Genomic DNA, 24,648 nt, shown 5'->3' with positions numbered 1-24,648 from the left:
CGGGCGTGGCACCGGGGGGCCGGGTGGCCCGCCCCGGGTGCGTCGGGTTCGAGGGCCGACGAGGGCGGGGCCTCAGGCGGTGAGCGCCGTGAAGACGTCCTCCAGGCTCGAGGCGACGATCTCCAGGTCGTGGGCGCCGGGCTGGTCCAGCAGCAGGCGGGCCGCGTCGTCCAGGCCGGACCCGTGGATCGTCACCTCACCGGGGGGCCACTCGATGAGCCACTCATCGGCCCCCGGCAGTGCCCGGAGCTGCGGCTCCAGGGAGGCACGGGCGCCCTCGTCGATGCGGATGCGCAGCGAGCGCGACGCGTCGAGGTGGCGGACCTCCTCGGTGGGGGCGTCGGTGATGACGCGGCCGTCCTTGACGATGACGGTGCGGTGGGCGAAGTCCTGCGCCTCGGCCAGGTAGTGGGTGGCGAAGACGATGGTGCGGCCGGCCTCGGCCTGGGCGGCCATGAGCTTCCAGAAGTCGCGGCGCGCCAGGGCGTCCATGCCGGCGGTGGGCTCGTCGAGGATCAGCAGCAGGGGGTCGGGCACCAGGGCCAGTGCCAGGCGGACGCGCTGCTGTTCGCCGCCGGAGAGCTTGACGACGGGGCGGCGCGCGAGTCCGACGAGGTCGGTCTCCTCCAGGACCTGGTCGACGGGGAGCGGGTGGGAGTGGGTGCCGGCGAAGACGCGCAGGGTTTGCTCGACGGTGAAGTTGGGCAGCAGTGCACCTGTCTGGTGCACGACGCCCACGAGGGAGCGCCGGATGGCCTCGCGCGGGGACATCCCGAACAGGGCCGTGGTGCCGGAGTCGGGCTGCTGCAGGCCCAGCACGATGTCGATGAGGGTGGTCTTGCCCGCGCCGTTGCGGCCCAGGAGGGCCACGACCTCGCCGGGGCAGATGGACAGCGTGATGCCGTCCACGGCGTGGGTGGTGCCGAAGCTCTTGTGGACGTCGTGGACCTCGAGGGCGGGTGCCGTGCGGGGAGAGGTGTCGGACGTGGTGTCCGGGGCGGTGGATGCCGCTGGTGCAGCAGAGGGCGCGAGCGGGGCGGGGGCGGCGGAGTCCGGGTGCGTCGACTGGCGGGCCGCGGTGTCCGCATTCTGGTTCTGGGTTGTGGTGTCCATGGCATCCATCCTGATCGGAGGGTCGTCCCGGCAACAGTGCCGTGCGTGTGGGCGGTGCCCATGACATCCGTCATCGCACGCGGCGGGGTGGTGTGGAGTCGAGGGCCCCGTCAGGTGGCGACGTGGGCGGCGTCGGAGGGTTCCGGCACGAGGAGCCCGCCCTGGGGGACAGTCCTGCCCATTCTCTCCCTGGCGAAGGTCTCCGCGGTACAGCCGAGGAGGCGTGAGACGTCCCTGACCTGCCAGGATGTGCCGTACTGCCGCGTCGTGGAGAAGACTGGGCGCAGGGCCGGGCGGGAGCCCGGACGAAGGACCGGGCAGAGGCCGGACAGCCGGGTAGGAACTGGGCAGCCGGGCAGATGCCGTGCGGGACACAGGGAGGAGCAGCGGACATGACGGTGTGGGTGGACAACGCGTGGCTGTCGCTGCTCTTCGCCGGTCTGACGCTGATCCTGCTGATCGTGCCGACCCTGGTCGCTCGGTCGCGCCGGGGCGGGGGCTGGGGAATTCCGCCGGGTGCGGCGCGTCTCCTGGCAGTTCTCTACGGTGTGGCCCTGGTCGTCTACACCCAGTTCCCCACCCCCTCCGGTGATGCCGGGACGTGGTGCTCGGCGCACAGCGTGCGCCACAACCTGGTCCCCCTCGACTTCCTCCGCATGGTCGTGCACCGGACCGGCAGTCTCTCGATCGCCCTCGCCCTCCATGACGTCTACCTGCTGCAGGTCGTCCTCAACCTGCTGCTCTTCGTCCCCCTGGGGCTCCTGCTGCGACGGTGGATGGTGCGTTCCGTGGGGTCGGCCGTGTTCATCGGGCTCGGCGTGAGCGTGGTCATCGAGGTCCTCCAGGGGACCGGTCTTCTGGGTGTGTACCCGTGTCCGTACAGGATCGCTGACGTCGATGACGTCCTCGTCAACACCACGGGAACCGCACTGGGGGCGCTCCTGGTCAGGGCCTTCGAGTGGCGCAGGCACGGGATCGACTCCCTCACCCACCGCGAGCGCACGCCTCGGCGGGTGCGGTCGTGGCGCCGGTGGGTCGGGATGCTCCTGGACGTCATCGCCGGGGTGGTGGTCGCCGTCCTCGTCCAGGCTGCATCCAGGGGTCTGGTGCTCGCAGTGCCCGCCACACGGACAGTGGTCCAGGGACACACCGGTCTGGTCGTGACACTGGTCGCCTCGCTCCTCACGGCGCTCCTGGCGGTGTCGCTGCTCCCGGCGATGTCGGGAGGGGGCGCGACCCTTGGGCAGACGGTGATGCTGCTCGCTCCGAGGTGGCTCACCGGCGGGGGGCGCGGACTCACCCGTGGTACCGCTGCGCGCCGCGTGGTGCGTGCCGTGGCTGTGCCGGGCCCGCTCCTGGTCGCCCTGGTGGCCTCCCAGGTGTGGCCGGAATGGGCGCAGTGGATCCAGCTGCCCGGCCTCGTGTGGGTGCTCGTGGCAGTGGTGATGGTGCCACCGACTCTCACCCACCGTTCGCTGTCAGGGGTGCTGACCGGTGCGGTGTTCGTGGACGCGCGCGACCCCGCCGCCGGGGGTCCGACCGATGGGGGGCCGGTCCTCCTGGACGAGTGCGACCGGGAGCATCTCGGACTCGTCAGCGGGGTGCCCGGGGACCGGTGAGGGTCCCGATGTGCACGAAGGATGTGCGCGGGCCTGACACGTGGGCCCGAGGTGCGGACCCACTTGGACCCAGGCGGGCCCGAGGGGCGGAGCCACGTCGGGCCGACACGTGGCCCCACCCGGTCGGTGCTCCTGTCTCAGGCGAGCGAGGCGTCGACCACCTCGGCATAGGCGGAGGCGTCCAGCAGGTCGCCCGGCAGGGCGTCACCGGCAACGTCCACGGTGAACAACCAGGCGGCGTACGGGGCCTCGTTGATGAGCTCCGGGGAGTCGACGACCTTCTCGTTGACCTCGGCCACCGTGCCGGTGACGGGGGAGAAGAGCTCAGCCACGGACTTCACGGACTCGACCTCGCCGCAGGCCTGCCCCGCGGTCACGGCGGTGCCGGGCTGGGGGAGGTCGACGAAGACGATGTCCTTGAGTTCGTCGACGGCGGCTTGCGTGATGCCGATGCGGGCGGGGGAGGCGTCGTCCACCCACTCGTGCTCGGCGGTGTAGCGCAGGTTCTCGGGATAGGTGCTCATCGGGTGGTCCTTCCGGTTCGTGCGGGTGTCGGGGTCGTGGGGGAGTGGTCGTGTGTGTCCGGACCCGGCCGGGTCACCGGGGCCTCGGTTGTCCGGGGCTCCGGGGGGAACCCGGGCCGGGAGGCTCCGTGGCAGCTCCGGATCGGTGGCAGAGCGGACTTCGAGGTGAGAACTGAGCGGACTTCGAGGTGGGAACTGAGCGGACTTCGAGGTGAGAACTGAGCGGACTTCGGTGTGGTAACAGAGCGGACTTCGGTGATGGGGGTGGGTTCGTGGACGAGGGCGGCTCCCCTTCCCTGCCTTGTCGGTGGGTCCTCAGCCCTGATCCACCGTTTAGGGGGTGGGTTGTGGGGGTGTGAAAAAGGGAGGATGCCCCTTCTGATCTGGGATAATGGGTGTCGCCAGACAAACCATTTCACCAAGTCGAGGGGGCATCGCTCAGGTGCAATCGTCTCACACTCCCACCCGCCGTTTCACCCCGGTCTTCGATGAGGACCACCTCGTCTCCGCCGGGGGCCTGCCCGCGGTGATGGGCCTGGCCCAGCGGGCCGGGCTCGCTGATCTGCTGAACGAGCGGCTGACGGTGGCATCCCCGAACGCGGTGGTCAAGACGCGCGCGCTGGTGACGGGCATGCTGGCGGGGGCCGATGACATTGACGGGATGGATGTCTTGCGTTCGGGGGGCACGGCGAAGGTGGTGGGGGCGGTGCGTGCCCCCTCCACCCTGGGGACCTTCCTGCGGTCCTTCACCCACGGTCACACCCTCCAGCTGGGAGCCATCAACCGCCAGCTCCTGGCCAACCTGGCCCCCAGGGTCCCCACCCTGTTCGGCAGTGATGAGCTGGTGATGGTGGACCTCGATGACACCATCCGGGAGGTGCACGGGTATTCGAAGCAGGCGGTGGCCTACGGCTACAACCATGTCAAGGGCCTCAACGCCCTCGTCGCCACCATCAGCACCGAGCACACCCCGCCCGTGATCGCCGGGGCCCAACTGCGTCGGGGCAACATCCGCAGCGGGGGCAACGCCGCCTGGCACGCCAAGAGAGCCCTCACAGTCCTCAGACGCGTCCGCCCGGATGCGAGGGTGATGGGTCGGGCTGACAGCGCGTTTTGCACGTGCGACTTCGTCCACGCCTTCCTCGACGCCGGGTGCTGGTTCTCCGTGACCGTCCCCCAGTGGAAGACCGTCACCCGAGCCATCAGTGCGATCCGGGAGGAGGAGTGGGTGGGGATCCACTACCCCAACGCCGTCTTCGAAGAAGACACGGGAGAATGGATTAGTGACGCCGAGGTCGCAGAAGTCCCCTTCACCGCCTTCACCTCCCACACGGTGAGTGAACACGTCACCTGCAGGCTCGTCGTGCGCCGTGTCAAGCGGTTGAACCCGAAGGCCAGCCCGGGTCAGGGGGAACTGTTCGACACGTACCGGTACCACCCCTTCATCACCAACTCCACCCTCCCCATGGTCCAGGCCGATGAGCGTCACCGGGGACATGCGATCATCGAGCAGGTCATGGCCGAGTTGAAGGGCAATGCCCTGGCCCACCTGCCCTCGGGGAAGTTCCAGGCCAACGCCGCCTGGCTGCAGTTGGCGGTCCTGGCGTTCAACATCTCCCGGGCCGCAGCCCACGCCGCAGGCATGAACACCGCCCGCATGCCCACCATCCGCACCCGACTCATCCACGTGCCAGCACGAGTGGCCACGAGGTCCAGGCGCCGCTTCCTGCACTACCCGACCCACTGGCCCTGGCAACGCCAGTTCATGGACCTGTGGGGCCACGCCACCGGCAGCGACCCGCCCCTGGCGGCCTGACCACCACCCACCCAGCCCCAGCGGGCCCAACCCGAGGAACCCCAGGACAAGCCGACACCAGTGGTCGGAGACCCCACCACACCCCGGAACCCGAACACCCTCACACCAGCACAAACACACCACCACAACCCCATCCCGCTCGCCTCACACCACCCCCACCCCCACAAACGGTGGATCAGGGCTCAGTGGGGGCGCTTGTAGGCGGCGAGGGGACGGACCGTGGCGGTGAGGGCGTGACCGCGCACGTCCACGGTCACCAGTGTGCCCAGGGCCGCGGCGTCCGCCTCGACCAGGGCCATGGCGATGGCATGGCCGAGCGTGGGGGAGTAGAGCCCCGAGGTCACCGTGCCGATGCGGCGCCCGGGCTCGGCGGCGGAGTCGGAGGCCAGCACGGGGCAGCCCTCGCGCATGGCGCGACGACCGTCCGCGGACAGGCCCACCAGGACCACCTCGGGGCTCGACGTCGCCGCCTGTTCCAGTGCTGCGCGTCCCGGGAAGTCCTGCGGCTTGGACAGGGACACGACGCGTCCGGCGCCCACCTGGAAGGGGGTCGTCTCCCGCGTCAGCTCGTGCCCGCACAGCGGCATCCCCGCCTCCAGCCTCAGGGAGTCACGCGCCCCCAGGCCGGCGGGGACCAGACCGTCGTGGGAGCCGACGTCCATGAGCAGGTCCCAGGTCTCCCCCGCCAGCTCCCAGGGGACGAAGAGCTCGAAGCCGTCCTCCCCCGTGTAGCCGGTGCGTGCCACCACCGTGTCGACGCCGGCGTAGTCCATGTGGATACCCGCGTAGTAGCGCAGCTCGCGCAGGGCCTCGATCTCGGCGGGATGGGCACGGTGTGCGCTGTTGGCATTGACCAGGATCTCCTCCGCGCGTGGCCCCTGCAGGGCGATGAGCGCGGTCGACAGCGTCCGGTCCTCCACCCCGACGTCCAGCCCGTCGGCCGTGGCGGCCAGGGTCTGGGCGACCGTGGCGGCATTGGCGGCATTGGGGACCACCAGGAACTCGGCGTCCTCCAGGCGGTAGACGATGAGGTCATCGACGATGCCGCCGCCCTCGTCGCAGAGCATCGTGTACTTCGCGCGTCCGATCCTCACGGCGGAGAAGTCGGAGACGAAGGTGCGTCCCAGCAGTTCCACGGCGTCGCGGCCCTGGACGTGCAGCTCCCCCATGTGCGAGAGGTCGAAGAGCCCCGCGGCCGTGCGCACGGCCTGGTGCTCGGCCAGGGCGGAGGTGAACTGCAGGGGCATCTCCCACCCGGCGAAGTCGGTGAAGGAGGCGCCGAGTGCCGCCTCGCGGTCGTACAGGGGGGACCGGCGGGCAGTGGCGTCACCCGCCCCCGTGTCGTGCCCCCGGGCGCCGGGTGTCCCGGGGTCCGTTTCCGCCCCGGCACCCTGCTGCCCGGAAGCTGCCTGCTCCTCGGTGGCCGTGCCCGTTCCCACTGTGTCCTCGTCCATGTCAGTCCTCCTCAGTGGGGCGGTCCGGTCGTGCCGCTCCCGCCCCCGTGCTTCTCACGTCTGGTTACAGTGTCCGTCATTCCGGGCCCGTCGGGGGCCGCACTCCCCGGGGGTCGGCCACCCGCGAGGTCGCGGGTCCACTCATCGACCTCAGTCCGAGCCCTCAGGGTCCTCCAGGGTGAGCACCAGGTGTCGGTCGCCGTACGCCCCGTCGATGCGTCCCACGGGTGGGAAGTACTTGTCGGGGGCCATGCCGGGCAGGGGGAAGGCCGCGCGTTCACGCCCGTAGGCACGCTCCCACCCGTCCCCGACGAGGGCGGCCGCTGTGTGCGGGGCCCGGTGCACCACGGATTCCTCGGCCGCCACCTCACCGTCGATGACTTCCTGGACCTCCACGCGGATGGCGCGCATGGCCGCGACGAAGCGGTCGAGTTCACCCAGGTCCTCCGACTCGGTGGGCTCCACCATGAGTGTGCCCGGGACCGGGAAGGAGAGGGTCGGGGCGTGGAAGCCGTAGTCGATGAGACGCTTGGCGACGTCCTCGGCCCCGATGCCGGACTCGTGGGAGAGGTGGCGCAGGTCCAGGATGCACTCGTGTGCCACCAGGCCGCCTGCGCCCGTGTAGAGGACGGGGTAGTCCTCGTGCAGGCTGGCGGCGACGTAGTTCGCGGCGAGGATCGCGCCCTGCGTGGCCCGGGTCAGGCCTGCACCACCCATGAGCCGGATGTAGGCCCAGGAGATGGGCAGCACCCCGGCCGACCCGTAGGTCGTGGCGGCCACCGGGCCGCCGAGGCCCGTGTCCGTCGGCGCCGGTGTTGTACCGGCCGGTGTCGCCTCGCCCTCGTCGACGGGGGAGGACCACGCCGCGGCGTCCTGGGCGCGCGGCAGGAAGGGCGCCAGGTGCGCCGCCGCGGCCACGGGTCCCACCCCCGGGCCGCCCCCGCCGTGGGGGATGCAGAAGGTCTTGTGGAGGTTGAGGTGGGAGACGTCCCCGCCGAATCGTCCCGGGCGGGCGAGCCCCACCAGGGCATTGAGGTTCGCACCGTCGATGTAGACCTGCCCGCCGGCGGCGTGGACCAGGTCGCAGACCTCGGTGATGTGGCCCTCGAAGACGCCGTGCGTGGAGGGGTAGGTGACCATGATCGCGGCGACGCGGCCCTCGTGCTCGGCGAGCTTCGCGCGCAGGTCCTCCAGGTCGATCGCACCGTCGGGGGCGGTGCCCACGGCCACGACCTGCAGTCCGGCGAGGGCCGCGGAGGCGGCGTTCGTGCCGTGCGCCGAGGCGGGGATCAGGCAGATGCGGCGCTCGGGGTGTCCGATCGACTCCTGGTAGAGGCGGATGGCCTGCAGGCCCGCGTACTCGCCCTGGGAACCACCGTTGGGCTGCAGGGACACGGCGGCGTAGCCGGAGATCTCGGCCAGCCAGGTCTCCAGGTCGCCGATGAGCGCCAACCATCCCTGCGCCTGGTCGAGGGGGGCGAAGGGGTGGATGCCGGCGAAGCCGGGCCAGGAGATCGCCTCCATCTCCACGGCCGCATTGAGCTTCATGGTGCACGAACCCAGGGGGATCATCGTCCGGTCCAGGGCCAGGTCCCGGTCCGCCAGGCGGCGCAGGTGGCGCATGAGGGCGGTCTCGGAGCGGTAGCGGCGGAAGACCGGGTGGGTGAGGTAGGTGCTCGTGCGGCGCAGGTCGACGGGCAGGTGGTCGGTGGCGGGGGCCGTGGGGGAGGCCGGCGCGTCGGGCGCGACCGGGGCGTCGACGAGGGCGGCCCCGGTGGAGGCTCCCGTGCCCGCAGGACGCTCCGTGCCACCCGTGCCCAGGGCCTCCAGGTCGGCCGGTGCGGCGCCTGTGGGCACGCCGAAGGCGGTGAGGACGTCGTCGACGTCCACGTCCGTGGTCTCCTCCGAGGTCGACACCGACACAGTGGTGGCGTCCACGCGACGGATGTTGATGCCCGCACGCCCGGCTGCGGAGACGACCTCGGCTGCGGCGCCCTCGTCGGCGAGCGCGACGCGCACGGTGTCGAAGAAGGAGTCGCTCACCGGGGTGAGGCCGTGGGCGGTGAGCGCGTCGGCCAGGCGAGCGGCGTGGGCGTGGGTGCGCTCCGCGATGGCGCGGATCCCCTCGGGCCCGTGGTGGACGGCGTACATGCCCGCGACGATGGCGAGCAGCGCCTGGGCCGTGCAGATGTTGGAAGTGGCCCGCTCGCGGCGGATGTGTTGCTCGCGGGTCTGGAGGGCCAGGCGAAGGGCGGGTGTGCCCGCGTCGTCGTGGGAGATGCCGACCAGGCGTCCGGGGATCTGGCGGGTGAGGGCGGTGGTGACCGCCATGTAGGCGGCGTGGGGGCCTCCGAAGAACAGGGGCACACCGAAGCGTTGGGTGGAGCCCACTGCGATGTCCGCACCGATCTCCCCGGGCGGGGTGATGAGCGCCAGGGAGAGGATGTCGGCCACGACGGTGACGAGGGCACCGCGCTCGTGGGCGGCGGCGACGACGGGTGCCCAGTCGGCGATGCGCCCGGAGTCACCCGGCTGCTGGATGATGACGCCGGCGAATGCTCCCTCCGGGAGGCCGTCGGAGAGGTCGGCCTCGACCAGGTCGATGTCAGCTGCCCGCGCCCTGCCCCTCAGGACCGCCAGGGTCTGGGGGAAGACGTCGGTGTCCACCAGCACGGGGGCGTCGGGGTGGGCGCGGTTGGCGCGGCGCATGAGGAGCATGGCCTCCGCCGCGGCGGAGGACTCGTCCAGCAGGGAGGCGTTGGCCACCGGCAGCGCCGTCAGGTCGGCGACCATCGTCTGGAAGGTGATGAGTGCCTCCAGGCGGCCCTGGGAGATCTCAGGTTGGTAGGGGGTGTAGGCGGTGTACCAGCCGGGGTTCTCCAGGACGTTGCGGCGGATGACGGCAGGGGTGACCGTGCCGGAGAAGCCCTGGCCGATCATCTGGCGCATCGGCCGGTTGTGGGAGGCGAGGTCGCGCAGCTGCGCGAGGACCTCCTGCTCGGTGGCCGGTGCAGGCAGGTCCAGGGGGGAGCGGGTGCGGATCGAGGCCGGGAGCGCGGCCTCCACCAGGGACTCCAGGCTGGGGTGGCCGATCCGGTCCAGCGCCCGGGCGAGGTCGGCGTCGGCAGTGAGGCCGATGTGGCGGATGGTGAAGCCATCGTCAGTGGGTGTGACCATCAGGGACCTCCGGGGCAGGGCTGGACCGACCTGACCACTGTACGTCCCGGTCGCGCCGGAATGGTGGGGCGGGGCACGGATGCCCACGGAGGACCTACCGGATGTCTGCGATGTCGGGGTGAACGGTGACGTCGTACTTGAGGAGGGGAGGCTGTCCGTTGGTGAGCCCGGCGAAGTGGACGGCGCCGGTGGGGGTGCGTCCCTGCTTCCAGGCCTGCTCGATGGCTGCCTCCTCGCTGGGACGGTGATGGGCCCCGCTGTGGTGGAGGGCCAGGATCCGGCGGCCTTCCTCACGTGTGCTGGTCAGCTCGACCCTGATGGTCGGCACGTCCCTCACCTCCGTGTGCAGTGCCCTGCAGGCTGCGACCACTCGGCGCCGCCCGGGTGGCAGAGGTGTCGTCGGGGGGCCTGGGGGATGATCGCTGTGAACTCAACTTATCAATGTCAAGGTCGATGATCAATGGGCTACCATCGATGCCATGGCACGACGCGCCGACCCTGCCCGCGGCAGGCCTGTCTCCGATGGCGCTGCGTCGATCAGTGCCACTCACGCGCCGGGTGGCGTGTGGCTGCGTGACCTTGCGCCCACACGTCCACGCCGGAACCTCACCCGCGAGGAGATCGTCACCCAGGCGATCGCGCTCCTGGACGACCACGGTGTCCAGGGACTGACGATGCGCGCAGTGGCCGAGCGCCTGGGTGTGACCTCAGCTGCGCTCTACTGGCATGTCCAGACCAAGGAGGACGTGCTGGACCTCGCCTTCGACCAGGTCTTCGCCTCAGTGGAGCTCCCACCCCGGGACGGGCCGTGGCGCCTTCAGGTACGCACCCTCCTGTCCCGGTGGCGTGCGGCCATGCTCGCCCACCCCTGGTCCACAGCCCTGGTCAACCGGCCCATGCTCGGACCCCACGTGCTGGAGCGCACGGAGTACCTCCACGCCGCCCTGGCACGAGCCGGCCTGACGGGCACGGAACTGGTCGCTGCGGCGCGCGTGCTGGCGAACTTTGTCATCGGAAACGCGGTGGTCGAGTCCAGTCGGCCCCTGCTGGGCGCCGACCCTGACCGGGAGGGCCTGCCTCCACAGGCCCATGTCGTCGACCAGGGGCGCTACCCCACACTTGTGCAGGTCGGGCACTTCGCTCAGGAGGAGGTCCATCCGGATCGGATCTTCGAGCTCGGTCTCGACATGGCCCTGACCGGGGTGGCGGCACGCCGGTAGCTCTGAGTTGTCCGGTTCGGGGCCAGGTACCCCAGCAACGAGCCGCTGGAGTTCCCCGGGAGGTCCAGCTCCCTCCTCGCTTCGTCGAGTGGCCTGATCCGGCGTCTGGTGACCGGATCGGTGACCAGACGGTTTCCGCGAGGTGCGGTGTGTGGTCGTCACTGTCTGGGGGCGTGCGCACGCGACCCCGAGCCTCTCAGCGACGCGGGCGAGCGTGAGATGGCCGGCGACGTGTCCGGACAGGGTCCACCACAACCCGCCACGTCACCGCGTCCCGGGGGACGTGTCCGCAACCGCACCGGTGACACTGTGCGTCGCCGCCCACGACACGGCACGCCAGCACTGCCTGGCCGGGCCCGATGCGTTGCGCGATCGCGATCGGCCCGAGTTCATCAAGTCGGCCGGGACGTCGTCAGGCCAGCAGCCGCAGAGGTGGCGCCAGGCACGTCGTGGTCCACCGGATGTCAGGCGTGGGAGCCTTCATCCCCGGGAGACCTCGACACATCTGGCTCATCCGAATCCAGGGTGTAGTCGGGGTCTGAATCCGCCGGTCTTGAGCAGTGATCTGGCGATGGTATGTCGACCTCGGGGTTATGTTGACCGGCTCGGTGAGCGCCCAGGCGGGGCAGGGGTGAACNACGACGAGCCCGAGGTCGTCGAGCCGACAGAACTTGGTCAGGTCGGGGCAAGCGAAGGTAGCGTCAGACAAGTCGAGGTCTTCCAGATGGGTGGCGTAGGAACCCCCATCATCGGGAGACCTCGACCCCTACCCGGACCCCGACGCGCCGAACACGACCACCAACGAGGTCACTCCCCCGCTACACCCCCAATTGTGAGGAGCCGGTGATCTCGACCAGGGCCTTGGGCACGCCGGCGCTGAGGTCGTCGATCAACTTGGCCATCAGCTCACGGCCACGGCTTCGGTCCTCGTGCCGGTAGGCAGCGATCATCCTCTGGTAGACGCCCCAGGTGACCTCGACCTCGACGTGGTTGTCGTCGGCGAACAAGGACCTGAGTCGGGTTGCCTGCTTGTCTATGAGCAGGTCGGCGCCGGTGCACAGCGTGCGTCGCGCCGAGTAGAGCGGGTCGCCCTTCATCCCGCGGTGCCCGTGGATGGCTTGTTGGACCCGACGGCGGCACACGTCCAGTGCCTCGCCCGCGAGCCTGGTGACGTGGAAGGGATCTAGCACGGTCACCACGTCGGGCAACTCCTCGACCGCGGCGGTCTTGAACCCGGTGAAGCCGTCCATCGCGACCACCTCCACGCCGTCGCGCCACTCCTGCGGGCGGTCGGCCAGCCAGGTCTTGAACGCCTGCTTGGAGCGGCCCTCGACCATGTCGAGCAGCCGTGCCGGGCCGGTGCCATCTCGCACTGGGGTGAGGTCGATGATCACGGTGACGTACCTGTCGCCGCGACGGGTGTGCCTCCACACGTGCTCATCGACCCCGACGACCTTCACCCCCTCGAAGCGGTGCTCCTCGTCGATCAGCACCCGCTTGCCCTCGGCCAGAACGGCGTCGTTGGCGGTGTCCCAGGCCACCCCGAGCCCCTCGGCGACCCGAGCCACGCTCAGGTGCTGGACCACGATCCCTTCCAGCGCCCACCGCAGAGCGCGCCGAGACAACTTGGCCCGCGGTTCGGCCGCCGCGCTGGTGTCTTGGCGCCACACGCGGGTGCAGCCGGTGCACCGGTACCGACGGACCGTCACGACCAAGGTCGTCCGCCGCCAGCCCTGCGGGGCGTAGGCGAGCTCGCGCGTGACCGAGTCGCGCGGGCTGCCTTCACAGCCGCAGCCGCGGCACCAGCGGTCGTCGTCGACGACCCGGCACGCGAGAACGGCACGGTCGGGCTCGATCCGTTGCCCGGTGACGACGAGCCCGAGGTCGTCGAGCCGACAGAACTTGGTCAGGTCGGGGCAAGCGAAGGTAGCGTCAGACAAGTCGAGGTCTTCCAGATGGGTGGCGTAGGAACCCCCATCATCGGGAGACCTCGACCCCTACCCGGACCCCGACGCGCCGAACACGACCACCAACGAGGTCACTCCCCCGCTACACCCCCAATTGTGAGGAGCCGGTGATCTCGACCAGGGCCTTGGGCACGCCGGCGCTGAGGTCGTCGATCAACTTGGCCATCAGCTCACGGCCACGGCTTCGGTCCTCGTGCCGGTAGGCAGCGATCATCCTCTGGTAGACGCCCCAGGTGACCTCGACCTCGACGTGGTTGTCGTCGGCGAACAAGGACCTGAGTCGGGTTGCCTGCTTGTCTATGAGCAGGTCGGCGCCGGTGCACAGCGTGCGTCGCGCCGAGTAGAGCGGGTCGCCCTTCATCCCGCGGTGCCCGTGGATGGCTTGTTGGACCCGACGGCGGCACACGTCCAGTGCCTCGCCCGCGAGCCTGGTGACGTGGAAGGGATCTAGCACGGTCACCACGTCGGGCAACTCCTCGACCGCGGCGGTCTTGAACCCGGTGAAGCCGTCCATCGCGACCACCTCCACGCCGTCGCGCCACTCCTGCGGGCGGTCGGCCAGCCAGGTCTTGAACGCCTGCTTGGAGCGTCCTTCGACCATGTCCAGCAGCCGTGCCGGGCCGGTGCCATCTCGCACTGGGGTGAGGTCGATGATCACGGTGACGTACCTGTCGCCGCGACGGGTGTGGCGCCACACGTGCTCATCGACCCCGACGACCTTCACCCCCTCGAAGCGGTGCTCCTCGTCGATCAGCACCCGCTTGCCCTCGGCCAGAACGGCGTCGTTGGCGGTGTCCCAGGCCACCCCGAGCCCCTCGGCGACCCGAGCCACGCTCAGGTGCTGGACCACGATCCCTTCCAGCGCCCACCGCAGAGCGCGCCGAGACAACTTGGCCCGCGGTTCGGCCGCCGCGCTGGTGTCTTGGCGCCACACGCGGGTGCAGCCGGTGCACCGGTACCGACGGACCGTCACGACCAAGGTCGTCCGCCGCCAGCCCTGCGGGGCGTAGGCGAGCTCGCGCGTGACCGAGTCGCGCGGGCTGCCTTCACAGCCGCAGCCGCGGCACCAGCGGTCGTCGTCGACGACCCGGCACGCGAGAACGGCACGGTCGGGCTCGATCCGTTGCCCGGTGACGACGAGCCCGAGGTCGTCGAGCCGACAGAACTTGGTCAGGTCGGGGCAAGCGAAGGTAGCGTCAGACAAGTCGAGGTCTTCCAGATGGGTGGCGTAGGAACCCCCATCATCGGGAGACCTCGACCCCTACCCGGACCCCGACGCGCCGAACACGACCACCAACGAGGTCACTCCCCCGCTACACCCCCAATTGTGAGGAGCCGGTGATCTCGACCAGGGCCTTGGGCACGCCGGCGCTGAGGTCGTCGATCAACTTGGCCATCAGCTCACGGCCACGGCTTCGGTCCTCGTGCCGGTAGGCAGCGATCATCCTCTGGTAGACGCCCCAGGTGACCTCGACCTCGACGTGGTTGTCGTCGGCGAACAAGGACCTGAGTCGGGTTGCCTGCTTGTCTATGAGCAGGTCGGCGCCGGTGCACAGCGTGCGTCGCGCCGAGTAGAGCGGGTCGCCCTTCATCCCGCGGTGCCCGTGGATGGCTTGTTGGACCCGACGGCGGCACACGTCCAGTGCCTCGCCCGCGAGCCTGGTGACGTGGAAGGGATCTAGCACGGTCACCACGTCGGGCAACTCCTCGACCGCGGCGGTCTTGAACCCGGTGAAGCCGTCCATCGCGACCACCTCCACGCCGTCGCGCCACTCCTGCGGGCGGTCGGCCAGCCAGGTCTTGAACGCCTGCTTGGAGCGGCCCTCGACCATGTCGAGCAGCCGTGCCGGGCCGGTGCCATCTCGCACTGGGGTGAGGTCGATGATCACGGTGACGTACCTGTCGCCGCGACGGGTGTGCCTCCACACGTGCTCATCGACCCCGACGACCTTCACCCCCTCGAAGCGGTGCTCCTCGTCGATCAGCACCCGCTTGCCCTCGGCCAGAACGGCGTCGTTGGCGGTGTCCCAGGCTACCCCGAGCCCCTCGGCGACCCGAGCCACGCTCAGGTGCTGGACCACGATCCCTTCCAGCGCCCACCGCAGAGCGCGCCGAGACAACTTGGCCCGCGGTTCGGCCGCGGCGGTGGTGTCCTGGCGCCACACATACCCGCAGCCGCTGCAGCGGTAACGGCGCACGACGACCTCCAGCGTCGTGGGCCGCCAGCCCAGTGGTTCGTGGGCGAGCCGTCGGACCACGGTGTCACGTGGTCTCCCTTCGCAGCCGCAGCGCCGGCACCACTGGTCGGGCTCGACCACCTGGCAGGCCAATACGGCACGATCCGGCTCGAGTCGCTGCCCGGTGACAACGAGGCCGAGTTCGTCGAGGCGGCAGAAGGCAGTCAGGTCGGGGCTGGCGAACGCATCAGCGCGCCCGCCGACGGTAGCGTCGTGCACGTCGAGGTCTTTCGGGCTGAGTGTGTAGGAGCTCTCATCCTCGGGAGACCTCGACCTCTATCCGGCCACCGACGCGCCGGCCCGCCGCGCGACGTGCGCTACACCCTCATCTGGGAAGAGCCCCATTCAGGGCGTGGAGGAGTGGATCTACGACTTCTACAACACGAAGCGCCTCAACTCAGCGATCGGCTACCAGACCCCAGTCGAGTTCGAAGCCCAACACGCGGCAGCCCTGACACGGGCCGCCTGAACCAATCCAACCGTCCGAAACTTGCGGGTAACCCCACGAAGACGTCGAGCAGGAAGACCCGCAAGAGCTCATGGCGAGGCTCACGGGCAACTACCGGCGAGGGAACGAGCGACAGGCCCGCAACCACCCCCGAAACCGCGGCCGCTGAACGACCGGCCATCGACACGACCGCGTGCACACGCCCTCGGCGCGGCAGTTGAGGACGTTCTGATCGCGGGTAGCCCGCCCGTTCCGCTCTAGCCTCTGCGGACGAGGATGAACCCGTCCCATCCCTTTTACGCCGACAGTTTGGAGCACAGTGGCGGTCAGGTCGGGATTAGCGGCGATGGCATCGACGACAGCACGGACGCCTCGAACCGAGCCATCTTGCGATGCATACCCCTACAGGGTACACCTATTCGAACCACGATCCGGCAGGGTCTATTCCCGGGGCGGGTCGGTCAGCCTCCAAGACATGCGGTGCCTGCGTCGGCGGCGGGGCCGGACGCCGGGCCCGACCGCCCCCGTCGAAGCAGAACGCCCTCCGACCCATCGGGTCGGAGGGCGTACTCGTGCCTGAGCGGTCAGGCCAATGGCTCCAGGGTGCCGAGCACCTCGTTGAAGGCCTCGGTGCTGGACGGGTGGGTCCAGATCCCGTCGCGCAGGTCGGAGACCTTGGCGCCCAGCCGGATGGCCAGGGCGACCATGTTGACCAGCTCCTGGGAGTCGATGGAGAAGATCGTCGCGCCGAGGATCTCTTGGCTGTCGGCGTCGACGAACAGCTTGAACAGGCCGTGGGTCTCGCCGACGATCTTCGGCCGGGGCATGGCGGCGATCTTCGCCACCTCCTTCTTCGCCATCAGGACGTTGCGGCCGGACTTGCGGGCCTGGGTCTCGTCCATGCCCACCATCGACAGCGGCGGGGTGATGAAGGTGGTGTTCGGCACCGCCACGCGGTCGCTGCGGCGGCGCGTGCCCTGGCCCATCACCGCGTCCCACACGATGCGGTTGTCGTCCAGCGAGATGTAGGTGAACTGCGGGCCGCCGTTGACGTCGCCCACCGCGTACACACCGGGGACGCTGGTCTGCAGCTGGTCGTCCACGACGACGAAGCCCCGCTCGTCCACCTCGATGCGGGCGGCCTCCAGGCCCAGCTCGCCGGTGACCGGCACGCGTCCGGCGGCCACCAGCACGGCCTCGGCCGCGAAATCGCCCTTGGTGGTGTGCACCACGGCGTGTGTGCCGTCGTCGTCCAGCGACGTGGGCCGGACGCCCTGCTCGATGGTGACGCCCATGTCGAGCAGGGTCTGCCTCACGGCCTCGGCCACGTCCCGGTCGACGCGGGGAAGGAACTCCTCGCCGCGGTCGAGGATGGTGACCTTGGAGCCGAAGTGGGTGAACATGCTAGCGAACTCCAGCCCAATGAAGCCGCCGCCCACGATCACCAGCCGTTCGGGCAGCGGGTCGATGTGCTGGATGGTGGTCGAGTCGAACACCCGCGGTGAGTCGAAGCCGGGCAGGTCGACGCGGCGCGAGGTCGCACCGGTGCCGATCACCACGGTCTCGCCGGTGAGCTCCACCTGGCCCTCGGCGGTGTCGACGACGACCGTCCGCGGGCCGGTGAACCGGGCGGTGCCGTCCACCAGGGTGACGCCCGGCTTCTCCAGCATCTGGTGGTTCGCGGCGTTGAGCGTGCCGATCAGCGCGTCGCGGCCGGCGACGGCGGTGCGGAAGAACTCCTGCGGGTCGTCGGAGTCGCGACGCTCCTCGGCAGAGACGACGAGGTCCTTGGTCGGCACGCAGGCGATGTTGATGCAGGTGCCGCCGTACATCTCGGGCGAGCGCTCCACCAGCGCCACGGTCTTGCCGGCGGCCGCGAAGCGCCCCGCCAGGGTCTTGCCTGCCTTGCCCCAGCCGATCACCAGCAGGTCAACGTCCATCACAATTCTCCTTCGCGTAGGCACGCTCTCGCTCGCAACGCTCGCAATCCACGAGGTGCGGGATTTGCCGGTGGGCATCCTTCCAGCGGTACCGCTGAGATGGAAAGCCAACTGCTGACATCGCTCTGCTGGTCGGAGCCACGGCAGGTTCAACCGGTCGTCGCAACACCGGCTTCTTCCAAGGATCGTAGTTGCTCTTCGAAGACCTCGGCCGGTGTTCTCCAGCCGAGGGTCTTGCGGGGGCGGTTGTTTAGGGTGTGGGCCACGGCTTCCAGATCTTCTGCTGTCCAGCGGGACAGGTCGGTGCCCTTGGGGAAGTACTGACGCAGCAGCCCGTGGTGTTCTCGTTGCTGGGCCGCTGCCATGGGCTGTGGGGGTCAGCGAAGTAGACCTTCGTGCCGGTCTCCAGGGCGAAGGTGGCGTGAGCGGATAGTTCCTTGCCGCGGTCCCAGGTGATGGTCTTGCGCAGCTGCTGCGGCAGAGCGGTGATCGACGCGGCGAGCGCGGTGTTCATCGCGACCGCACCGTAACCGCCCAGCGAGGGGCCGTTCTTGACCAGCGGCGTCTGGCCCCAGCCCTCCAAGCGAGGCAGATGGACCAGGATCGTGGCGCGGCTGTGGCGTTCGACCAAGGTGCCGATCGCGGAGCGGCCGGTGCCGATGATCAGGTCGCCTTCCCAGTGGCCGGGAACAGCCCGATCCGCGGCCTCCGCGGGCCGTTCGCTGATCACGACATCGGCGGTGACATGGCCATGGGGCTTGTTCCGCGAACGCTCACGCGGCGAGCGCAGAGCCCTGCCGGTGCGCAGGCAGGTCACCAGGTCCCGCTTCAGCGCCCCGCGGCCCTCGATGAACAGTGACTGGTAGATCGCCTCGTGACTGATCCGCATGGACTCATCATCACCGAACTCGATGCGCAGGCGGCGGCTGATCTGCTCCGGGCTCCAGGCCTTCGACCAGCGACGGTCGGCCCGGTGGGGCTTGTTCAACCCTTTCCAGACTGGCGTGTCTGGGCCGTTGACGGTGCGGCCGTCAGGGTGGGTGACCTTGCCGGCGAGCCGGTCCTGGACGTAGTCACGCAGCCGCGGGTTGGTCACCATCTTCGCTTCTTTGGGCCTCTTGGCGGCCTCGTGGGCTTTCCACTGGGCGACCATGGCTCGGTATTCGAGTTTCCCGCCTCGGGTAGCGGCGTTGCGGCGCAGCTCACGACTGATCGTGCCCGGATCACGGCCCAGAGCCCGGGCGATGGTGCGAACCCCCTTGCCCTGGGCCTTCAGGATGGCGATCTCCTCACGCTCGGCGAAGCTGAGATATCGCCCACTGGGTTCGACCAGACTGATCGGTGGCATGCCGCCAGCGTGGCGGAACCACCGCGAGGCCACCGGGATCGACACACCCACCACGAGCGCGGCCTCCGCCGTTGAGATCCCCGTCGCAATGAGACGCCAGAAGTCACGCTGCACCGTCCGAGACGGTTGCGGCCTGCCCGGAGAGAACATCGCCGGCCGCAAGGCCCTGTCCGCTCGCCACTGACGCCGCAACACCTCGGGGACATCGCCAGTCCTCATGCTCCAATGCTTGGTAGCCATCCTCCACACCTCTCACATCAAGGTGTTGCGACGACCAGTTGAATGCGCCCACAGAACGACACTCAGCCCTGATCCACCGTTTAGGGGGTGGGTTGTGGGGGTGTGAAAAAGGGAGGATGCCCCTTCTGATCTGGGATAATGGGTGTCGCCAGACAAACCATTTCACCAAGTCGAGGGGGCATCGCTCAGGTGCAATCGTTTCACACTCCCACCCGCCGTTTCACCCCGGTCTTCGATGAGGACCACCTCGTCTCCGCCGGGGGCCTGCCCGCGGTGATGGGCCTGGCCCAGCGGGCCGGGCTCGCTGATCTGCTGAACGAGCGGCTGACGGTGGCATCCCCGAACGCGGTGGTCAAGACGCGCGCGCTGGTGACGGGCATGCTGGCGGGGGCCGATGACATTGACGGGATGGATGTCTTGCGTTCGGGGGGCACGGCGAAGGTGGTGGGGGCGGTGCGTGCCCCCTCCACCCTGGGGACCTTCCTGCGGTCCTTCACCCACGGTCACACCCTCCAGCTGGGAGCCATCAACCGCCAGCTCCTGGCCAACCTGGCCCCCAGGGTCCCCACCCTGTTCGGCAGTGATGAGCTGGTGATGGTGGACCTCGATGACACCATCCGGGAGGTGCACGGGTATTCGAAGCAGGCGGTGGCCTACGGCTACAACCATGTCAAGGGCCTCAACGCCCTCGTCGCCACCATCAGCACCGAGCACACCCCGCCCGTGATCGCCGGGGCCCAACTGCGTCGGGGCAACATCCGCAGCGGGGGCAACGCCGCCTGGCACGCCAAGAGAGCCCTCACAGTCCTCAGACGCGTCCGCCCGGATGCGAGGGTGATGGGTCGGGCTGACAGCGCGTTTTGCACGTGCGACTTCGTCCACGCCTTCCTCGACGCCGGGTGCTGGTTCTCCGTGACCGTCCCCCAGTGGAAGACCGTCACCCGAGCCATCAGTGCGATCCGGGAGGAGGAGTGGGTGGGGATCCACTACCCCAACGCCGTCTTCGAAGAAGACACGGGAGAATGGATTAGTGACGCCGAGGTCGCAGAAGTCCCCTTCACCGCCTTCACCTCCCACACGGTGAGTGAACACGTCACCTGCAGGCTCGTCGTGCGCCGTGTCAAGCGGTTGAACCCGAAGGCCAGCCCGGGTCAGGGGGAACTGTTCGACACGTACCGGTACCACCCCTTCATCACCAACTCCACCCTCCCCATGGTCCAGGCCGATGAGCGTCACCGGGGACATGCGATCATCGAGCAGGTCATGGCCGAGTTGAAGGGCAATGCCCTGGCGCACCTGCCCTCGGGGAAGTTCCAGGCCAACGCCGCCTGGCTGCAGTTGGCGGTCCTGGCGTTCAACATCTCCCGGGCCGCAGCCCACGCCGCAGGCATGAACACCGCCCGCATGCCCACCATCCGCACCCGACTCATCCACGTGCCAGCACGAGTGGCCACGAGGTCCAGGCGCCGCTTCCTGCACTACCCGACCCACTGGCCCTGGCAACGCCAGTTCATGGACCTGTGGGGCCACGCCACCGGCAGCGACCCGCCCCTGGCGGCCTGACCACCACCCACCCAGCCCCAGCGGGCCCAACCCGAGGAACCCCAGGACAAGCCGACACCAGTGGTCGGAGACCCCACCACACCCCGGAACCCGAACACCCTCACACCAGCACAAACACACCACCACAACCCCATCCCGCTCGCCTCACACCACCCCCACCCCCACAAACGGTGGATCAGGGCTCAGAGTGTGCTGAGGCCGTGCGCAGCAACGCGCGCACATCGGCAGATGATCAATGTGGCTCTTCACAATCGAGGGTGTAGTTGCGGCCTGAACCCTCCGGTCTCGAGCAGCGATCTGGCGATGGTATGTCGACCTCGGGGTTATGTTGACCGGCTCGGTGAGCGCCCAGGCGGGGCAGGGGTGAACGGTTGAGCCGGTCAACATAACCATCGCGGTGTCACCGGTTNAGTTCCCGCGCTCGGTTTCCAGGTGCTGGAGGAACCCGCCGATCAGGTCTGCGTCGAGATCGGCCAGCGTCAACGCCGATGGCGCGATCCCGGTGGCCCGCTCAGCGTAGGTCAGTAGGAGCCGGAACGTGTCGGCGTAGGCGGCTTTCGTGTGCGGGCTGGCATCCAGATGCCGGTCGAGCTTGTCGGTGAAGAACCGTTGCAGCAACGGCGCGAGGTCACTCATCACCGCCCCCTCTCGCTTGGATGCGCTCCGCGAGAGCAGCCGCCAGTTCGGGAGTGTTCGACAGATACCAGTAGGTCGCCTCCGGGCCGACGTGTCCGAGGAACGCCGACAGCACCGGCATCATCGCGTCGACATCGCCGCCGGTTCGGATGTGCCCGATCAGGGTGTTCGTCGCGAACGAGTGCCGGAAGTCGTGCAGCCGGGCGGCCGGCTCGGTCGGCCCGCCGGCCAAGCCAGCGGCCTCGCGGATCTCTCGGAACGTGTTCCCCGCGGTTGAGCGGGCGATCCGGGTGCCTCGGCGGGCGACAAACACCGCGGTCGTCTTCGGGACCGGGAACGTCCGATCCCGTAGCCGCCGATACCTGCGGATCGCGGTCATCGTCGTCGGGCGGAGTGGGACGAGGCGGGACTTGCCGAACTTCGTGTCCGTGACCCGCACCCAACCGCTGCCATCACCGGCATCGTCGTCGATGGTGATGTCGTCGTCGTTGAGGTTCCTCGCTTCGCTGATCCGCATCCCCGTCACCGTCAGCAGTCCGAGTAGCGTTTGCCAGGAAGCCGCCCGGACTCGTGGGGTCAGCCTGCCTGCCGCGACCAGCAGCGTGTCGATCTGCTGGTCGGTGAAGATCCGCGGGCGAGGACGATGAGCGCCGTAGGGTCGTCCGTCCAGGACGGGGACCTCGGTCGCGGGGTCGAACCAGGCGACATGCTCGGCGAACTGGCGGACATAGTTCAGTCGCTCCAGCAGCGTGCCGCGGGAGAACTGTGCTGCCCACGCGGTCGCCAGATCCCGGCGGATCGTGGGCTCACCAGCGTCTTCCATCCAGCCGACGAACGCATCCAGAGTCTTGCCTGGCGCGACGAGCTTGAACCCGAGTGCCCGCCGGGTCGCCAGGTAACCGTCCATCAGATCGCGCAACCCGCTCATCGTGGACACCTGCCCAATGACGCGGCCGCCGGCCATTCGGGTGCGAGAGCGGTGAGCCGGTTCTTGTCGACCTTGGCGTAGAGCGCGGTCGTGCGTAGATGCGCGTGGCGTAGCAGCCCCTGGACCTCCTGCAACGTCGCCCCAGTGGCGAGCATCCCGGTCGCGAACGTGTGCCGCAGCCGGTGTGGGCCGAACTTCTCCACCCCGGCCTTGATGCAGATTTGCCGGATCGTCCCGCAGACACCGTTGGCGCTCAGTGGCTGGACCGGATCGATGACCGTCCAGAACACCTCCTCGCCCTGGACCCTGCCGCCGCGGCCGTGGAGCACGTAATCCTCCAAGGCGTGGCCGACCTCGTCGGGCAGTGGGAGCTCATCGACACGGTCGCCCTTGCCCCGGATGCGTAGGCTTCCGGTGCGCCAGCCGATGTCGTCGAGCCGAAGGCCGGCGATCTCACAAGCGCGCAGCCCGAGCCCGGTAAGAAGCAGCAGGATCGCCCGGTCACGCAGCCCTTTCGGTGAACGCAGATCGAGAGTGTCGAACAGTGCCTCGATCGTGCCCGCCGGCACCGGGTCCGGAATCGATGAGAGTCGCCACGCCGCCGCGTGCGGCACCACCCCGGACAGGTCCTGTCCCACCCGACCGGAGCGGTGAGCGTACTGCAGAAACGAGCGCAGCATCACCAGCTGCTTGCCCAACGTCGATGCCTTCAGCCCACGCGCTGCTTCCAGGTCCACCCACTCGATCAGCATCGCCGCGGTCAGCTTCCGCAGCGACTCCTCGACCGGCGCGGGCAGCCACTCCACGAATGCTGCGACGCGAGCCGTGTACGCGGCAGCCGTGCACTCCTGCGCTGATCGCTCTTGGAGCAGCCACCTCTCGAACTCATCCAGCACATCCCGCACGTCGGCGCGGCGCTGATTACGATGAACCACCATCTCGGTCCTCCTCGACCTGAAGCCGAGCGATCCCAGCGACCGCCCCGGTCAGATCAAGCGAACCCCGACTCCAGAGCCAATGGTTATGTTGACCGGCTCAACCATTCACCCCTGCCCCGCCTGGGCGCTCACCGAGCCGGTCAACATAACCCCGAGGTCGACATACCATCGCTTATGCGGAATTCCGCATAAGCGATGTAGCTGGTCAGGTTGCGGAACCCCAGCGCCGAGCCGCGCAGGTGCTCGAGCCGGCCGTTGATCGCCTCCGTTGGGCCGTTGCTGGTGCCGGGCCGGTCGAAGTAGGCCAGGACGTCGGCGGCGCGCTTCTTCAGGGTTCGCCCCAGCGTGATGACCTCGGTGAGCGCCTTCGGGACGCCGTGGCTGACCGAGTCGATCAGTTTGACCATTAGCTCGCGGCCTCGACGCCGGTCCTGCTCGCGGTAGGCGGCGATCATCCGCTGGTAGACGCCCCAGGTTGCCTCGACTTCGACATGCGCATCGACGCTGAATAGGCCGTGCAGGCGGTCGTTCTGCTTGTCGGTGAGCAGGTCAGCTCCCGTGTGCAGGGTTCGCCGCGCCCGGTATAGCGGGTCGCCCTTGCGGCCGCGGTGGCCCTGGGTGTGCTGCTGGACCCGGCGGCGGCAACGGTCCAGTGCATCGCCGGCCAGCCGGACGACGTGGAAGGGATCCATCACCGCGACCGCGTCGGGCAGCGCCTCGGCGGTGGCGGTCTTGAAGCCGGTGAACCCGTCCATCGCGACCACCTCGATCGCGTCGCGCCACGCCTGCGGTCGCTCGGCGAGCCAAGTCTTGAACGCCTGCTTGGAGCGGCCCTCGACCATGTCCAGCAGCCGTGCTGGTCCGGTGCCCTCACGGATGCCGGTCAGGTCGATGACCACGGTGACGTACTTGTCGCCGCGGCGGGTGTGCCTCCAGACGTGCTCATCGACGCCGACGACCTTCACCCCGTCGAACCTGTGCTCGTCGTCGATCAGGACGCGCTTGCCCTCGGCCAGGACGGCGAGGTTGGCGGTGTTCCACGCGACCCCGAGCCCCTCGGCGACGCGGGCGACGGTGAGGTGCTGGACCACGATGCCCTCTAGTGCCCAGCGCAGCCCGCGGCGCGACAGCTTCGCCCGTGGTTCGGCCGCCAGGCTGGTGTCCTGTCGCCATACATGGCAGCAGTCGGTGCAGCGGTAGCGACGCACGACGACCTCCAGGGTCGTGGGCCGCCACCCGAGCGGTTCGTGCGCAAGCCGCCGGACCACCGTGTCCCGCGGAACCCCTTCGCAGCCGCAGCGACGGCACCACTGGTCGAGCTCGACGACGCGGCAAGCGATCACCGCGCGGTCGGGCTCGAGTCGCTGCCCGGTGACAACGAGGCCGAGTTCGTCGAGGCGGCAGAACACGGTCAGGTCGGGGCTGGCGAACGCATCAGCGCGCCCGCCGACGGTAGCGTCGTGCACGTCGAGGTCTTTCG

At 69.2% G+C, this 24,648-nt stretch carries 13 protein-coding genes and 5 pseudogenes; 5 read left to right on the top strand and 13 right to left on the bottom strand.

Annotated elements, in window-relative coordinates:
• Positions 1 to 72: 72 nt before the first annotated feature.
• Positions 73 to 1,113 carry an ABC transporter ATP-binding protein gene (locus BQ9890_RS10635; protein WP_078062390.1) on the bottom strand — a complete coding sequence of 347 codons (1,041 nt, stop codon included), beginning with the start codon at positions 1,111 to 1,113 and terminating at the stop codon, positions 73 to 75.
• 392 nt (positions 1,114 to 1,505) lie between these two features.
• Here BQ9890_RS10635 and BQ9890_RS10630 point away from each other — a divergent pair, with 392 nt between their 5' ends.
• On the top strand, positions 1,506 to 2,732 hold the full coding sequence (locus tag BQ9890_RS10630) for a VanZ family protein (protein WP_075891410.1): 1,227 nt from the start codon (positions 1,506 to 1,508) through the stop codon (positions 2,730 to 2,732).
• Between the two features lie 137 nt (positions 2,733 to 2,869).
• Here BQ9890_RS10630 and gcvH read toward each other — a convergent pair whose 3' ends face one another.
• Positions 2,870 to 3,256, bottom strand: a complete 387-nt coding sequence (gcvH, locus tag BQ9890_RS10625; protein WP_075891408.1) for a glycine cleavage system protein GcvH — start codon at positions 3,254 to 3,256, stop codon at positions 2,870 to 2,872.
• Between the two features lie 391 nt (positions 3,257 to 3,647).
• Between gcvH and BQ9890_RS10620 the strand changes: the two genes are divergently transcribed.
• Entirely contained in the window at positions 3,648 to 5,072 is a 1,425-nt protein-coding gene (locus tag BQ9890_RS10620; RefSeq protein ID WP_230297884.1) for an IS1380 family transposase, read from the top strand.
• 182 nt (positions 5,073 to 5,254) lie between these two features.
• Here the strand turns inward: BQ9890_RS10620 and gcvT are convergent, their stop codons facing one another.
• From gcvT to BQ9890_RS10605, 3 genes are all read right to left on the bottom strand, one after another.
• Entirely contained in the window at positions 5,255 to 6,526 is a 1,272-nt protein-coding gene (gene gcvT, locus BQ9890_RS10615) for a glycine cleavage system aminomethyltransferase GcvT (RefSeq protein WP_078062388.1), read from the bottom strand.
• Between the two features lie 150 nt (positions 6,527 to 6,676).
• Complete coding sequence (gene gcvPB / locus BQ9890_RS10610) at positions 6,677 to 9,703, bottom strand: aminomethyl-transferring glycine dehydrogenase subunit GcvPB (RefSeq protein ID WP_075891406.1); 3,027 nt, start codon at positions 9,701 to 9,703, stop codon at positions 6,677 to 6,679.
• A gap of 94 nt (positions 9,704 to 9,797) precedes the next feature.
• Complete coding sequence (locus BQ9890_RS10605; RefSeq protein WP_075891404.1) at positions 9,798 to 10,031, bottom strand: hypothetical protein; 234 nt, start codon at positions 10,029 to 10,031, stop codon at positions 9,798 to 9,800.
• Positions 10,032 to 10,182: 151 nt separating this feature from the next.
• Between BQ9890_RS10605 and BQ9890_RS10600 the strand changes: the two genes are divergently transcribed.
• Positions 10,183 to 10,923, top strand: a complete 741-nt coding sequence (locus BQ9890_RS10600; RefSeq protein ID WP_078062387.1) for a TetR/AcrR family transcriptional regulator — start codon at positions 10,183 to 10,185, stop codon at positions 10,921 to 10,923.
• An 845-nt stretch (positions 10,924 to 11,768) separates the two neighbouring features.
• On the opposite strand, the pseudogene BQ9890_RS10595 reads toward BQ9890_RS10600, so the two are convergent.
• The 3 pseudogenes from BQ9890_RS10595 to BQ9890_RS10585 form a co-directional block, all read right to left on the bottom strand.
• Positions 11,769 to 12,863, bottom strand: a pseudogene (locus BQ9890_RS10595) (ISL3 family transposase); the annotation flags it as partial.
• Between the two features lie 136 nt (positions 12,864 to 12,999).
• Positions 13,000 to 14,094, bottom strand: a pseudogene (locus BQ9890_RS10590) (ISL3 family transposase); the annotation flags it as partial.
• A gap of 136 nt (positions 14,095 to 14,230) precedes the next feature.
• A pseudogene (locus BQ9890_RS10585) lies at positions 14,231 to 15,346 on the bottom strand (ISL3 family transposase); the annotation flags it as partial.
• 124 nt (positions 15,347 to 15,470) lie between these two features.
• Here BQ9890_RS10585 and BQ9890_RS15435 point away from each other — a divergent pair.
• Positions 15,471 to 15,596, top strand: a pseudogene (locus tag BQ9890_RS15435) (IS3 family transposase); the annotation flags it as partial.
• 563 nt (positions 15,597 to 16,159) lie between these two features.
• Here the strand turns inward: BQ9890_RS15435 and BQ9890_RS10580 are convergent.
• Both BQ9890_RS10580 and BQ9890_RS10575 read right to left on the bottom strand, forming a co-directional pair.
• Positions 16,160 to 17,515: an FAD-dependent oxidoreductase gene (locus BQ9890_RS10580; protein WP_028701541.1), complete on the bottom strand. Its 1,356-nt coding sequence runs from the start codon at positions 17,513 to 17,515 to the stop codon at positions 16,160 to 16,162.
• Between the two features lie 149 nt (positions 17,516 to 17,664).
• Positions 17,665 to 19,082: pseudogene (locus BQ9890_RS10575) on the bottom strand (IS30-like element ISPfr9 family transposase).
• A 159-nt stretch (positions 19,083 to 19,241) separates the two neighbouring features.
• On the opposite strand from BQ9890_RS10575, the gene BQ9890_RS10570 reads away from it, so the two are divergent.
• Positions 19,242 to 20,666 carry an IS1380 family transposase gene (locus tag BQ9890_RS10570; RefSeq protein WP_230297880.1) on the top strand — a complete coding sequence of 475 codons (1,425 nt, stop codon included), beginning with the start codon at positions 19,242 to 19,244 and terminating at the stop codon, positions 20,664 to 20,666.
• A 628-nt stretch (positions 20,667 to 21,294) separates the two neighbouring features.
• Here the strand turns inward: BQ9890_RS10570 and BQ9890_RS10560 are convergent.
• The 3 genes from BQ9890_RS10560 to BQ9890_RS10550 all read right to left on the bottom strand — a co-directional run bounded on the left by BQ9890_RS10560 (position 21,295) and on the right by BQ9890_RS10550 (position 24,634).
• Positions 21,295 to 22,230 carry a tyrosine-type recombinase/integrase gene (locus tag BQ9890_RS10560; protein ID WP_075893057.1) on the bottom strand — a complete coding sequence of 312 codons (936 nt, stop codon included), beginning with the start codon at positions 22,228 to 22,230 and terminating at the stop codon, positions 21,295 to 21,297.
• Entirely contained in the window at positions 22,227 to 23,168 is a 942-nt protein-coding gene (locus tag BQ9890_RS10555; protein WP_075891398.1) for a tyrosine-type recombinase/integrase, read from the bottom strand. The genes BQ9890_RS10560 and BQ9890_RS10555 overlap by 4 nt, the downstream gene beginning before the upstream one ends.
• 140 nt (positions 23,169 to 23,308) lie before the next feature.
• Positions 23,309 to 24,634 (bottom strand): ISL3 family transposase, encoded by a 1,326-nt coding sequence (locus BQ9890_RS10550; RefSeq protein WP_075891396.1) that lies wholly within the window; start codon positions 24,632 to 24,634, stop codon positions 23,309 to 23,311.
• Positions 24,635 to 24,648: the final 14 nt, after the last annotated feature.

It is taken from the genome of Actinomyces provencensis (genome assembly GCF_900155435.1).
Classification (GTDB): Bacteria; Actinomycetota; Actinomycetes; order Actinomycetales; family Actinomycetaceae; genus Pauljensenia; species Pauljensenia provencensis.
Note: the sequence above shows the minus strand (reverse complement) of the source record. Positions and strands in the feature narration are given on the sequence as shown.

Bases quoted from the DNA above. Each gene is read 5' to 3' on its own strand.
- BQ9890_RS10580 (WP_028701541.1), bottom strand. From the start codon at position 17,515: ATGGACGTTGACCTGCTGGTGATCGGCTGGGGCAAGGCAGGCAAGACC.
- BQ9890_RS10570 (WP_230297880.1), top strand. From the start codon at position 19,242: ATGGGTGTCGCCAGACAAACCATTTCACCAAGTCGAGGGGGCATCGCT.
- BQ9890_RS10630 (WP_075891410.1), top strand. From the start codon at position 1,506: ATGACGGTGTGGGTGGACAACGCGTGGCTGTCGCTGCTCTTCGCCGGT.
- gcvT (WP_078062388.1), bottom strand. From the start codon at position 6,526: ATGGACGAGGACACAGTGGGAACGGGCACGGCCACCGAGGAGCAGGCA.
- gcvH (WP_075891408.1), bottom strand. From the start codon at position 3,256: ATGAGCACCTATCCCGAGAACCTGCGCTACACCGCCGAGCACGAGTGG.
- BQ9890_RS10560 (WP_075893057.1), bottom strand. From the start codon at position 22,230: ATGAGCGGGTTGCGCGATCTGATGGACGGTTACCTGGCGACCCGGCGG.
- BQ9890_RS10635 (WP_078062390.1), bottom strand. From the start codon at position 1,113: ATGGACACCACAACCCAGAACCAGAATGCGGACACCGCGGCCCGCCAG.
- BQ9890_RS10620 (WP_230297884.1), top strand. From the start codon at position 3,648: ATGGGTGTCGCCAGACAAACCATTTCACCAAGTCGAGGGGGCATCGCT.
- BQ9890_RS10600 (WP_078062387.1), top strand. From the start codon at position 10,183: ATGGCACGACGCGCCGACCCTGCCCGCGGCAGGCCTGTCTCCGATGGC.
- BQ9890_RS10555 (WP_075891398.1), bottom strand. From the start codon at position 23,168: ATGGTGGTTCATCGTAATCAGCGCCGCGCCGACGTGCGGGATGTGCTG.
- gcvPB (WP_075891406.1), bottom strand. From the start codon at position 9,703: ATGGTCACACCCACTGACGATGGCTTCACCATCCGCCACATCGGCCTC.